The organism is Sulfitobacter sp. IGS-18, from assembly GCF_059628195.1.
In genome coordinates this window covers 334,906-347,487 of the sequence record NZ_CM184556.1, presented here as the reverse complement: position 1 = coordinate 347,487, position 12,582 = coordinate 334,906, and the positions used below count along the sequence as shown (strand labels likewise).

11 protein-coding genes are annotated in these 12,582 nt (G+C 62.3%); 2 read left to right on the top strand and 9 right to left on the bottom strand.

Annotated features, from left to right (window positions below):
* The first annotated feature begins 292 nt into the window (after positions 1-292).
* Entirely contained in the window at positions 293-877 is a 585-nt protein-coding gene (locus tag ACWNZ3_RS01600) for a transglycosylase SLT domain-containing protein (protein ID WP_269363465.1), read from the top strand.
* Between the two features lie 37 nt (positions 878-914).
* On the opposite strand, the gene ACWNZ3_RS01595 is transcribed toward ACWNZ3_RS01600, so the two are convergent.
* From ACWNZ3_RS01595 to ACWNZ3_RS01580, 4 genes are all read right to left on the bottom strand, one after another.
* Positions 915-1,514 carry a LolA family protein gene (locus ACWNZ3_RS01595; RefSeq protein WP_496900961.1) on the bottom strand — a complete coding sequence of 200 codons (600 nt, stop codon included), beginning with the start codon at positions 1,512-1,514 and terminating at the stop codon, positions 915-917.
* Between the two features lie 491 nt (positions 1,515-2,005).
* Positions 2,006-5,002: a DNA translocase FtsK gene (locus ACWNZ3_RS01590; protein WP_496900960.1), complete on the bottom strand. Its 2,997-nt coding sequence runs from the start codon at positions 5,000-5,002 to the stop codon at positions 2,006-2,008.
* 17 nt (positions 5,003-5,019) lie between these two features.
* Positions 5,020-6,207: an aminotransferase class I/II-fold pyridoxal phosphate-dependent enzyme gene (locus ACWNZ3_RS01585; RefSeq protein ID WP_496900959.1), complete on the bottom strand. Its 1,188-nt coding sequence runs from the start codon at positions 6,205-6,207 to the stop codon at positions 5,020-5,022.
* Between the two features lie 117 nt (positions 6,208-6,324).
* Entirely contained in the window at positions 6,325-7,653 is a 1,329-nt protein-coding gene (locus tag ACWNZ3_RS01580; protein WP_269363460.1) for an amidase, read from the bottom strand.
* Between the two features lie 80 nt (positions 7,654-7,733).
* Here ACWNZ3_RS01580 and ACWNZ3_RS01575 point away from each other — a divergent pair, with 80 nt between their 5' ends.
* The gene (locus tag ACWNZ3_RS01575; RefSeq protein ID WP_496900958.1) at positions 7,734-8,960 is read left to right on the top strand and encodes an FAD-dependent monooxygenase; all 1,227 of its coding nucleotides are present in this window, start codon (positions 7,734-7,736) and stop codon (positions 8,958-8,960) included.
* Positions 8,961-9,000: 40 nt separating this feature from the next.
* On the opposite strand, the gene ACWNZ3_RS01570 is transcribed toward ACWNZ3_RS01575, so the two are convergent.
* The 5 genes from ACWNZ3_RS01570 to ACWNZ3_RS01550 form a co-directional block, all read right to left on the bottom strand.
* Complete coding sequence (locus ACWNZ3_RS01570; protein WP_114276106.1) at positions 9,001-9,183, bottom strand: Trm112 family protein; 183 nt, start codon at positions 9,181-9,183, stop codon at positions 9,001-9,003.
* The gene (locus ACWNZ3_RS01565; protein ID WP_269363457.1) at positions 9,180-9,824 is read right to left on the bottom strand and encodes an LON peptidase substrate-binding domain-containing protein; all 645 of its coding nucleotides are present in this window, start codon (positions 9,822-9,824) and stop codon (positions 9,180-9,182) included. Before ACWNZ3_RS01565 ends, ACWNZ3_RS01570 begins: the two co-directional genes overlap by 4 nt.
* Before the next feature lie 27 nt (positions 9,825-9,851).
* A complete protein-coding gene (locus ACWNZ3_RS01560) occupies positions 9,852-10,766 on the bottom strand; it encodes a tetratricopeptide repeat protein (RefSeq protein WP_496900957.1) in 915 nt (304 codons plus the stop codon).
* A gap of 55 nt (positions 10,767-10,821) precedes the next feature.
* Positions 10,822-11,610 (bottom strand): exodeoxyribonuclease III, encoded by a 789-nt coding sequence (locus ACWNZ3_RS01555; protein ID WP_274573291.1) that lies wholly within the window; start codon positions 11,608-11,610, stop codon positions 10,822-10,824.
* A gap of 257 nt (positions 11,611-11,867) precedes the next feature.
* The gene (locus ACWNZ3_RS01550; protein WP_114276102.1) at positions 11,868-12,554 is read right to left on the bottom strand and encodes a response regulator transcription factor; all 687 of its coding nucleotides are present in this window, start codon (positions 12,552-12,554) and stop codon (positions 11,868-11,870) included.
* Positions 12,555-12,582: the final 28 nt, after the last annotated feature.

Below are 12,582 nucleotides of genomic sequence, written 5' to 3'. Positions count from 1 at the left end.
TGTCCAATCACGCATGAAACGGCAAAGGAAACAAACTGTTGCACCTCGCATCTATCGGGTTTCCGGTTCATGTTGTATCGCCATTCCCCTGCCCCGGTTCGTCACCCAGCGTGCCATCACGCGGTTGGTGCCGATTCGCAGGCGGTGGCCGGTCCGGACGTGGTTTTTGCACTGACATCGGTGGGCGCATTACCGCTTTTGCTGGCGGTTCTGCTGTAAAATTTATGATGTGATCCGGCATCAAAATAGCGTATGCTGTGACAAAATAAAAAAACGACCAAGCGAGAGGCAAATGAGCAAAACTCTTCGCGCTATGATAATTGTACTGATGGTCGCCTCCTGCGGGGGCGGGCAATCGTCTGCGCCAAATGATCTGGACAACGCCTGTACAATTCTCAGAGAGCGCCCCGAATACTACAAGGCGTTCCGCAAGGTGGAACGCAAATGGGGTGTGCCGGTGCATGTGCAGATGGCCACCATCCACCAGGAAAGCAAGTTCGTGTCGGACGCGCGCACGCCGTTCAAATACGTGCTGGGCGTGATCCCGATGGGGCGGCAGTCAAGCGCCTTCGGGTATTCTCAGGCGCTTGATGCCACCTGGGAGGAATACCGCAAGGCGCAGAACCGGCGGTCGGCCAAGCGGGACAGGATCAATGACGCCAGCGATTTCATGGGCTGGTACATGAACCAGACCCGCGACCGCAACGGCATTGCCCTGCATGACGCGCGCAATCAGTACCTGGCCTATCACGAAGGCCACACGGGATTTGCGCGGGCCACCTACAACAACAAATCCTGGCTGGTCGCCGTGGCGGGCAAGGTCGAGGCCCGCTCGCTGATGTATGAGCAGCAGATCGCGGGTTGCCGCTTGCGGTGAGGTGATTGGCCCCGGTTGATGCCGGGGCCGCTGCCTTCTATCTTTTGGGTGTGCTGCCGGGACGGCCGGTGTCGAACAGGCTGTTGGGCAGCAATACGCCCGTTTGCATATCCCCCAGCACCACGGTGGTGAGAGAGCCGCTGCCATCATTGATGATCCATTGGCGCAGTTCCACCGGGTTGCCGGTGAACTTCAGCTGGATGTTGCCGTATTGCGGGTTTTCGGGATCCTGTGCCGTTACCACGGTGGCGGTGCCGTCATAGCTGTGGCCGGTGACCATATTGGCGCGGGCCAGATCCACCTTTTTGGCCAGAATGATCGACAGCGGTGTGCGCGACAGCGGATAGCTTTCTGCGGGCTGGTTCGACTTCTTGTCGTAGATCACCACGGTGTTTGCCCCGGCCACCACCATTGCGGAGTCGGGCGGGTTGTATTCGAACCGCACCTTGCCGGGCCGCTTGATATAGATGGTGCCGGTGCTGATCGAGCCGTCGTCATTGATCTGGGTGAAATCGCCCTTGGCCGTCTGCAGCTGGTTCAGATAGGCCGATATGTCGTTCAGCGGCAGTTTTTGCGCCGCAGCCGCAACGGGGCTCAGTAGGGCAAGTGCAAGTACGATGGGTTTCATCAGTCGCATTGTGATCTTCCTGTATGTTCAGTTGGAACAGAGATAGGGCGGAACCCGGTGATATGCGATATCAGGTCGCGGTTTTCTGCTTACATCCCGACGGAAGCGCCGGGGCGGCTCTGGTGCGCTGCTGCTTCGTCGATAGGTGATACAGATTTGGGTAGGGTGTTCCACAAAGGAAGACCAGCCTGACGCGAAGCGCAAGCCGGGCCGTCGCCTGCCCGGGGTAGGCGATGCTGGCTTATGTTCATGGCACTTTATCTCTCAACCGTGATGAGCCCCATCGGGGACACTCCCAGCCTCACCAAATCGCCTACCCGAGGGGCGGGCAGGCGATGGCCCGGCGCCTTCGGCTTGTTCCGGGCTTTGGGTTCCACATCGGTCAGCCCCGGCCATCAAAGCGGGTATCGTTATAGCGTCTGACGCTATAAAAAAAGCCGCCGGAGCGTTTCCGGCGGCTGTTGGCGCATGTAGCAAACAGGGCATAGAGGAGGTAAGCCTTATCCCTGTTCCGGCACCAGTATTTCGCGTTTGCCCACGTGGTTCGCAGGAGAGACAAGACCTTCCTCCTCCATCTGCTCCACCAGGCGGGCGGCCTTGTTGTATCCGATGGCCAGCTTGCGCTGGATGTAGGATGTCGAACATTTGCGGTCCTTGATCACCACCTGCACGGCCGTGTCGTAAAGCGCGTCCTCGCCATCGGTGTTGCCGCCGGTGTTCAGCCCCAGCACCGCGTCGATGTCGCTTTCCTTGTCATCGGGCGGGCCTTGTACCACGCCGGAGACATAATCGGGTTCACCGAACTGCTTGAGGTGGTTGACGATTTCCTCGACCTCCTCGTCCGAGACAAAGGGGCCGTGGCAACGGGTGATCTTGGCCCCGCCGGCCATATAAAGCATGTCGCCCATGCCCAGAAGCTGTTCGGCCCCCATTTCGCCCAGGATCGTCCGGCTGTCGATCTTGGAAGTCACCTGAAAGGAGATCCGGGTGGGGAAGTTCGCCTTGATGGTGCCGGTGATGACATCGACGGAAGGCCGCTGTGTCGCCATGATCAGGTGAATGCCGGAGGCCCGCGCCATCTGTGCAAGACGCTGGATGCAGGCCTCGATCTCCTTGCCGGCAACCATCATCAGGTCGGCCATCTCGTCGACGATGACAACGATATAGGGCAGCGCGACCGGTGTGGTTTCCTCGGTCTCGAAGATCGGCTCTCCGGTGTCCTCGTCAAATCCGGTCTGAACGGTCCGGCTGAACAACTCGCCCTTGGCCAGCGCGTCGCGCACGCGGCCATTGTAGCCCTCGATGTTGCGCACGCCCATCTTGGACATCTTGCGATAGCGTTCTTCCATTTCGCCCACGGTCCATTTCAGCGCAACGACGGCCTTCTTGGGGTCGGTGACGACGGGGGACAGCAGATGCGGGATACCGTCATAGACGGAAAGTTCCAGCATCTTGGGGTCGATCATGATCAGGCGGCATTCCTGCGGGGTCAGCTTGTAGAGCAGCGACAGGATCATCGTGTTGATGGCCACGGATTTACCGGAACCGGTGGTCCCCGCGATCAGCAGGTGAGGCATCTTGGCGAGGTTGGCCACGATGGGATCACCACCGATGTCCTTGCCCAGCGCCAGCGGCAGGCGTTGATTGCCATCCCCGAAATCGCGGCTGGAGAGGATCTCCCGCAGGACCACTTTTTCGCGGCTCTCGTTGGGCAGTTCGATGCCGATCACGCTGCGCCCCGGCACGGTGGAAACCCGGGCGGAGAGCGCGGCCATTGACCGTGCAATGTCGTCTGCCAGACCGATCACGCGGCTGGCCTTGAGGCCCGGCGCGGGTTCCAGCTCGTACATGGTCACCACCGGGCCGGGGCGGACCGCGACGATCTCTCCCTTGACGCCATAGTCGTCGAGCACGGTTTCCAGCATCCGGGCGTTTTCTTCAAGTGCCTCATCGCTGAGGTGCAGGCGCTGAACGGTGTCGGGGCTTTCCAGCAGGCTCAGCGGCGGCAGTTCGAAACCGGGATGGGTGTCTTCAAAGGTCAGGGTCGGTTGCGCTTCGGCCTGGGCCTGTTTCGAGGGTTGCACCGGTTTGCGGACCGGTTGCTGCACCACCGCGCGGCGCGGCTCGGCTACGGGGATGGCGGGGGCGCCCGGTGCGGCCTGTTGCAACGGCAGGGCCTCGGCAGTCCCGATGTCAGCTTCGTCATATGTATCGCCATAAGTATCGTAGCTGTCGTCCATCGGCGCATATGAATGCGCGTCCTCTGCCACCGGTGCCGGGGCTGCCATGGGGGCGGCGCTGACGCCAGGGACCGACAGGCGCGGCGCGGTCAGCGGCGGTTCTGCCCGGCCGAGCTGTGCTGCCTGCGATGTCAGGGGCGGTTCGGGCGGCAATTGTGTGGCGGGTGCGGTTTTCAACACCAGCGGATCAGGCCCCCTGCCGCGCCCGCGGGTCAGCGGTGCGGTTGTCGGCGTGTGTACCGCAGTGGTGCTGCGCACGCGGTTCTTGATCACATCGGCGATCTTGGAGCGGATCCGGTCGCTGCCCGGTTCTTCCTCTTCCACCACGGCGTCGGAATAGGTTTCCACCAGCTCGGGTTCCGGCATCGGGTCGGGGCGTTTGATCAGGCCGGGCATGCGGCCCAGCAGGCTGGTCTTGGCCGGTTCGGCCTGCGCATATTCCTCCAGCACGGGTTCGGCGCGGGGCATGTTGCGCTGGACGGCAATAGCCGAGGCTTCCTGCTGTGCTGCGAAGGCCGCGTTCTCTTCTGCCTCGATGCGCAGACGTTCGCGCCGCTCGGATTGGCGGGCCTGCAGTGTCTGGGCCGCCTGAACGGCACCGGATGCGCCACGCCCCATGATGTTCATCATCGTGGCGTAGGCCATGATTGTCCCCACCAGCAGGAAGCGGCCAATGCGGTTCAGTTCGGATCTGGTGAAGCCGAGCACGAAAGCGCCCAGCGCCAGGATACCCAGCCCCATGACGACCGACATGAATTTCACGGTGAAGGCCGACCCGATCGGCAGGACCGTCAGGATCGCGCCCATCACGGTATCGCCGAACAGGCCACCCAGGCCAAAGCTGTGCGTCTGGAGCCATTCCGGCCCCGGTGCCAGGGTCGCCGCGTAGATCGAGCCAAGGGCCACGGCAATCGGTGCAAAGATCAACCGGCCCAATGCCCGGTCCTGCCCCCAATGCAATGCAAAGCGGCCGCCCCAGAACAGCAGGATAGCGGCCAGACCCCATGCGCCCCAGCCAACGATCATGAACAGCGGTGCCGCGATGGAGGCCCCCATGCGGCCCATCCAGTTCTGCACCGGCGCATCGGTGGAGACCATCCAGTTGGGATCGTCCGGCGTGTAGCTGCCAATCATCATTGCGGCCATCACGCCCAGCATGATCAGAGCCAGACCCAACAGTTCCTTGCCACGCTTTTCAAGCGCCTCGGTCATGTTGCTGTCCAGCAGGGGGTCACGCCCACGGGTCTGATATGCCATTGCTCGGTTCCTCGTTCTCAAGTCGGATAAAGGCAGTCGCGGATCAGTTCCAATCCGCGCGCCATTTCATCTTTGGGGGCCACCAGGGCGACCCGGATGTACTTTTTACCGGGGTTTTCCACCCCTTCCACGTCCTGCGCCAGGTAACCGCCCGGCAGAACTTTCACGCCTGTCTCTTTCCACAGTTTCAGGGTCGCGGCCTCGTCATCCTCGACCGGAAGCCAGAGGAAGAAACCCGCCTCGGGGCTGGCATAGCCGGGCACATTGCCCAGGATGCGGTCCGCGATATGGTATTTCTCAAGGTAGAGCGCCCGGTTCTCGACCACATGGGTCTCGTCGTCCCAGACCGCGGCGGCGGCGGCCTGCAGGGGCAGCGGCAGCGGTGCGCCCGCATAGTTGCGCAGCTGCTTGACCTCGCGAATTGTCTCGGGACCGGATGCGACAAAGCCGGAACGCAGGCCGGGCAGGTTCGACCGTTTCGACAACGAGTGAAAGATCACCACGCGGTTGCGGTCGGCGCCCAGTTCCTCGACCACCTGCATTGCGCCGACGGGTGGCGTGTCGCGATAGATCTCCGAGTAGCATTCATCGGCGAAAATCTTGAAATCGTACTTCTCGGCCAGCTCGATCAGATTGGCCCAGTAATCCCGCGATGCGACTGCGCCCTGCGGGTTGGCGGGCGAACAAATGTAACAGGCCGTGGTCCGCTCCAGGATCGCGGGACCGACGCCGTGGAAATCGGGCAGTTGCCCGGTCTTTTCGGTGGCATTGACCATGATCGGGTCGGAATTGCCGGAAATCGCCCCGATCATATAGACTTGGTAGAAGGGGTTCGGCATCAGGATCGCGGGTTTCTGACCCCCTTTGGTTTCGGGGCAGAGTGCGATCACCGCGTTATACAGTCCCTCGCGGGTGCCGTTCAGCGCCATCACCTCGGTATCGGGGTCCATGTCCACGCCATAGCGGCGCTTGATCCAGCCGGCGATGGAGGCGCGCAACTGCGGCGAGCCATCGTTCGGGGGATAGCTGTTAAACCCTTCCGCCGCTTCGACAATCTTGTCCGTGACCCATGCCGGGAAAGCATGTTTCGGCTCACCGATTGTCATCTGGATCAAGGGCCCGCCGCCTTCGTGCACGTCCAAAAGGGCGCGCAGGCGCGGCCACGCATGGGCCGGAAGGTTCGAAAACCGCTCAGGATAAAACATTACAACTGCCTCGGATCGGGATCGTTATCGCCCCGTTTGTTTCAAAGTACCCAAGGTGCTGCCTGCCGTCCAGAAAAACCGGCGCAAGCACAGCATGTTGTGGTATTTAGGCCAATCTCAGACCAGCGCTTCGCTGACCGCCGCGCCAAGCCTCAGAAGCTGTTCTTCCATATATGGGGGGCACATCAGCATCAGACCACAAGAGGGAGTATGCGTTGGCAATGTGAGGGCACATAACCCCATCAGGTTGCCAACGCGGGTGTTGCGCAGGGTCAAGAGATTTTCGGAAACATAATAGTCGTGATCTTCCTGCAGCTTCGCAAGCGAGGGCGGCAGCAGGGCGGCTGTGGGCAGCAGCACCGCGTCGAAACCCGCAACGGCGGCGTCATAGCCTGCGCGCAACGCGTCCAGCTTTGCCCATGCGGCCACATAATCCGGGCCGGAAAAGCCTTTTCCAAGGCGGAACCGTTCCAGGATTTCGCTGAACATCGCGTCGGGGTTCGCTTCGATCACGTCGCGCCAGAGCCCGTAAGCCTCTGTCGTATATAGACAACCGCTAAGCGGCATGGCCTCTGCCACCTCGGGAATGTCGATTTCGGTGATCTCTGCGCCGGCTTTTTTCAGCCGGGCAATCGCCGCTTCAAAGGCCGCCTTCGGTGCCTCGCGGAGATCCTCCATGGCGGCGGTGCGCAGGACCGCGAAACGACGCCCTTCCAGCTCGCTGTGGCGCAGATCGGCGGGTTTTTCCCCTTCCAGCGCAGCAAGCAGCAGGCAGGCATCCTCGACCGAGCGGCACAACGGGCCGACCGTGTCGAATTTCAGGGCCAGCGGAACCACACCTTCGAGGCTGAGCCGGCCCGAGGTTGTCTTGAGGCCCACCAGATCGTTCCAGGCCGCGGGAACCCGGACCGAACCACCGGTGTCGGAGCCGATGGCGGCGGCGGCCAGCCCGAAGGCCACCGAAGCCGCAGCGCCCGAAGAGGATCCGCCGGAGACGGCATCTTCGTCGTTGACGCAGGGCGGTGTGGCGGTGCTGGGGTTATGGCCCAGGCCCGAAAAGGCCAGTTCGCTCATATGGGTCTTGCCGAGGCAGACCAGCCCCGCCGCAGTCGCATTGGCGAGAACGACCGCATCGCGGTCGGGCACCCGCCCCTGCAGCAACTTCGAGCCCGCCTCGGTCTCGGTGCCTGCGGTGTCGAAGAGGTCTTTCCAGGAGATCGGCACCCCGTCGAGGGGGGACAACCGCTGTCCCGCTTTGGCGCGGACGGCGGCGGCGCGGGCCTCGGCCAGCGCACGGTCGGCGGTGACCCGGGCATAGATGCGGTCCCGCAGGGGATGCGCTGCGATGGCGTCCAGATAGGTCTGGCACAGGGCCACCGGATCAATCTCATTTGCCCCGATGCCGCGCCCCAGATCCGCGGCGGTCATGGTCAGCCAGTCTTGCATGTTTGGTCCCCTGTTTTTCGCCGACGGTAGCGACCATAGCGCACATGGACAATCCCCGAGCAGCCGCCATATCAAGGGGCATGGAATTCGATACCGACATTGCCATCATCGGTGGCGGCCTGAACGGCCCGGTCCTGGCGCTGGCGCTTGCCAGTTCGGGGCTGCAGGTGACATTGATCGACACGCTTGAGGTCAAGATCCGCAGGAATGCGGGATTTGACGGGCGGTCTTATGCGCTGGCGCTGTCCTCTGCCCGGATGCTGGAGGCGCTTGGCCTCTGGCAGGGGATTGCGGATCGGGCCCAGCCCATGCTGGAGATCAAGGTGACGGATGGGCGCGCGGGTGAAGCGCCGTCACCGATGTTCATGCATTTCGACCATGCCGAGATCGAGGAAGGCCCGATGGGCTATATGGTGGAGGACCGGCATCTGCGGCGGCATCTGCTGGATGCCGTCAAGGGTGACAAACGCATCCGCCAGATGAATGGCGAAACCGTAATTGGCCAGAGCGCGGAGGCCACCGAGATCACGTTGACGCTGGCCAGCGGCGGCACGCTGCGGGCGCGCCTGGCGGTGGGGGCCGATGGCCGGGGCACCGGCACCGGGCGGCGTGCCGGGATCGGGCGGGTTGAATGGGCCTATGGCCAGACCGCGCTGGTCTGCGCGCTTGACCATACCGCACCGCATAACGGCATCGCGCATCAGCTGTTCATGCCCTCCGGGCCGCTGGCCATCCTGCCGCTGAGCGGCAACAGATCCTCCATCGTCTGGAGCGAGACGGCAGAGACCGCCAAGGCGATCAACGCGCTGTCCGATGCGGGGTATCTGGAGGTGTTGCGGCCCCGGATCGGCGATTTTCTGGGAGAGATCGGCCTGGCCGGGGCGCGCTATACCTATCCGCTGAGCCTGTCGCTGGCGCAGAACATGGTGGCACCGCGCGTCGCGCTGGTGGGCGATGCGGCCCATGGGGTGCATCCGATTGCCGGACAGGGGCTGAACGCCGGTCTGCGGGATGTCGCGGCATTGGCAGAGGTGATTGCCGACGCCCGGCGGCGCGGCGAGGACCCGGGTTCGGACGCGGCGCTGGCGCGCTATCAGGAATGGCGCCGTTTTGACAATACGACGCTTGCGCTGGCGACCGACAGTTTCAACCGGCTGTTTTCAAACGACAACCCGGTGATCCGCATGGCGCGCGACATAGGGATGGCCGCCGTGAATGCAATGCCCGGCCTGCGGCGCGGTTTCATCCGCGAGGCTGCCGGCCTGACCGGAGAATTGCCACGGATGATGCAGGGCAAGGCCTTGTAATCTGGGCGCTGTAAATCGGGTGCTTTGATCTGAAGGCGGGTCAGCTCAGCTTGCGGGCTTCGTCGATCAGCATGATCGGGATGCCGTTGCGGATCGGATAGGCCAGACCGGCGGCTCTTGAGATCAGTTCCTGATTTTCCGCATCATATTCCAGCGTTGTCTGGTTGCGCGGACAGATCAGGGCATCCAGCATGCGGCGGTCAAAGGTCGGGGTGTCGGTCATTGCATCAATCCTTCGTCATGGCCGCCGCGCATGGCGTATTCGATCAGGGTCACAAGGGTCTCGCGCCGGGTCTGGAGCGACGGCGCCTCAAGCAGGGCCTGTTTATCCTCTGCGTCGAAGTCGAGCATCATCGAAAGTGAATTGATCAGCAATTCATCCTCCGCCTCTTTCAGCGTGTTCCAGTCGGCTGAGAGGCCGCGGGTTTCAAAGTAGCGGCCCAGCAGTTCCATGAGGGGTTTGCGGCTGAAGTTTGTATCCTGCTCTTCCCCGCCCAGGTCGCGTTCAAAGCCATCCCATTTCACGTCGCATCTGCGGTAGGGGCAGAAACCCTCGACCTCGCGCAGGATGCGGAAGCGGGAGACGCCGCTGAGTGTGATCATATAGCGGCCATCCTCGGTTTCGGAGAACTGGGTGATCCGCCCGGCGCAGCCGATGCTGTGCAGACCGGGCCCATCGCGACCCGGCACCAGATTGGGCTGGATCATCCCGATCAGCCGGCCATCGGTTTTCAACGCGTCCGCAACCATCTGCAGATAGCGCGGCTCGAAGATGTGCAGGGGCAGCCGCGAACGGGGGAGAAGCAAGGCCCCGGCCAGTGGAAAGACCGCAATGGTATCTGGCAGCTCTGTTTGCTTTTTCATGGCCTAGCACTTAGCGCGCGGGCAAGATCAGGCAAATATCATCGAGCTCAGTTTGCGGCGTCCGTTCAGGACCACCGGATCATTGGGTTTCAGCGCGTCGAAGATGGTGAAAAGCTGGGTCTTTGCGGCACCGTCGTTCCATTCGCGGTCGCGGCGGAACAGATCGAGAAGCTGGCTGACCGCCTGTTCGGCGTCGCCCTTGGCATAGAGCGCCTGGGCCAGGTCGAACCTTGCCTGATGGTTGTCGGGTTCCGCTTCCACTGTTGCGGTCAGTTCGGCAACCGGCCCTGCGTTTTGCGCCTGTCGCGCCAGTTCGAGCTGGGCAAAGGCGGCCTCCAGTTCCGGGGCCTTGGAAATCTCGATCGGGGCACCGTTCAGCAGCGCCTCTGCCTGGTCCAGTTCCCCCATGGCGATATGGGCACGGACCATGCCGCCATAGGCACCGGCATGTTGCGGATCTTCGCCCAGGATGGCGGCAAAGGTCTGTGCCGCATCTGTTGCCGCGCCTTCGGCCAGCATCTCTTCTGCCGCTTCCACCGCTTCGGCCAGGGCATCACCCGGCGCTGCGCCACCGGCGGCCTTGATCACCTTGCCGACAAAGGCCTTTACCTCGGATTCCGGCAGGGCGCCCTGGAAACCGTCGATCGGCTGGCCCTTGAAAAAGGCATAGACGGTCGGGATCGACTGGATTTGCAGCTGCCCCGCGATCATCTGCGCCTCGTCCACGTTGACCTTGGCCATCTTCACCGCGCCTTTCGCGGCGGTCACCGCGGCCTCAAGCTGGGGGCCCAACGTCTTGCAGGGGCCGCACCAGGGGGCCCAGAAATCCACGATCACCGGGGTTGTCTGCGAGGCCTCGACCACGTCGGTCATGAAGGTCGCTTCGCTGACATCCTTGATCAGGTCGGCACCGGGGGCATTGGCGGTCAGGTTCAGTTCCATGGTCTTGTCCTCGCGTGGCAATATTTGACCTTATATGAGCGCTTGGGCGCGCGAATCAAAGGTCAAAGGTGGCAAAAACCGGGGCATGGTCGCTGGGCTGCTCCCATCCCCGCACGGCGCGCTGGATGTGGCTGGAATGGGCGGCGCTGGAAATATCCGGTGTGGCCCAGACATGATCGAGGCGGCGGCCCTTGTCTGCTGCATCCCAATCGGGGGAGCGGTAGGACCACCAGCTGTAGAGATTGCCCTGCGGTATGTCCTGGCGGGTGATGTCCACCCAGCCGCCCGCATCCTGGGTGGCGCCCAGGGCCTCGACCTCGACCGGGGTGTGGCTGACCACCTTCAGGAGTTTCTTGTGATCCCATACGTCATCCTCGCGCGGGGCGATGTTCAGGTCGCCCACGAGAATGGCCTTTTGCGGCTTTTCGCCATGAAACCAGTCCCGCATTTCCGCGAGGTAATCCAGTTTCTGGCCGAATTTCTCGTTGATGGTCCGGTCGGGTTTGTCACCGCCGGCGGGCACGTAGAAGTTGTGAATGGTCGTGCCGTTCTCCAGCCGCGCGGCAACGTGGCGGGCATGGCCCAGGGCGGCGAAATCCCGGTCCCCGGCATCTTGCAGCGGCAATTTGGACAGGATGGCAACGCCGTTGTAGCCCTTTTGCCCGCGCGCGACCATGTGGGTATAGCCTGCCTGTATGAAGGCCTCTGTCGGTATCTGGTCGACCGGGCTTTTGCATTCCTGCAGACACAGGACGTCCGGCCCGTGCTCGGCCAGCATCTTCAGGACAAGGCCCTCTCTCAGACGAACCGAATTGATGTTCCAGGTGGCAAGGGTGAATGGCATGGGGTTCTCCGTCAGTGACCAGGGGCAGGTTAACCGCTTGGCCGGGGGAGCGCCACCGGATCAAGGCCCCCGGGCGGACATATTCGCCTGCGGTGTTTGATCGCAAAAAATGGCCGGGCACGGAGCCCGGCCAAGTCCAACAGGGAGGTATGTGCCAATACCCGGGCACAAACTTCGGGGTTCAAACCGAGGGGCGGGTCATGAAAACCCCGCCTCTCGCAAGGGGTAACCGCAAAATCCCGATTTGGTTCCGGCGGTCAGCTCATTAATCTGTATCCGCCGGATTCGGTAACAAGAAGGCGCGCATTTGACGGATCTGGTTCAATTTTCTGGCGCAGGCGGTAAATATGGGTTTCCAGCGTGTGGGTGGTCACACCTGCGTTGTAGCCCCAGACCTCGTGCAGCAGGACATCCCGCGGGACAACGCCATCGTTCGAGCGGTAGAGAAACTTCAGGATGTTGGTTTCCTTTTCCGTCAGGCGGACCTTTTTGTCGTCTTCGGTCACCAGCATCTTCATCGCCGGTCGGAAGGTATAGGGGCCAAGCTGGAACACCGCATCTTCGGATTGTTCGTGCTGGCGCAGCTGCGCGCGGATGCGGGCCAGCAGGACCGGAAACTTGAAGGGTTTCGCGACATAATCGTTGGCACCGGCATCCAGACCCAGGATGGTATCTGCATCGCCATCGTGCCCGGTCAGCATCATGATCGGGCTTTTCACACCCTGTTTGCGCATCAGCCGGCAGAGTTCGCGGCCATCCGTATCGGGCAGGCCGACATCGAGGATGACCAGATCGTAGATCGCCTCCCTCGCGCGGGCCATTGCATCGGCGCCGTTGCCTGCTTCGAAGACGTCAAAGTCTTCGGTCATGATCAACTGTTCACTCAGCGCCTCGCGCAGGTCCTCGTCATCGTCGACGAGAAGGATTTTCTTGAGCTGGGCCATTTCTAACCTCCACACTATTTTGTTACAG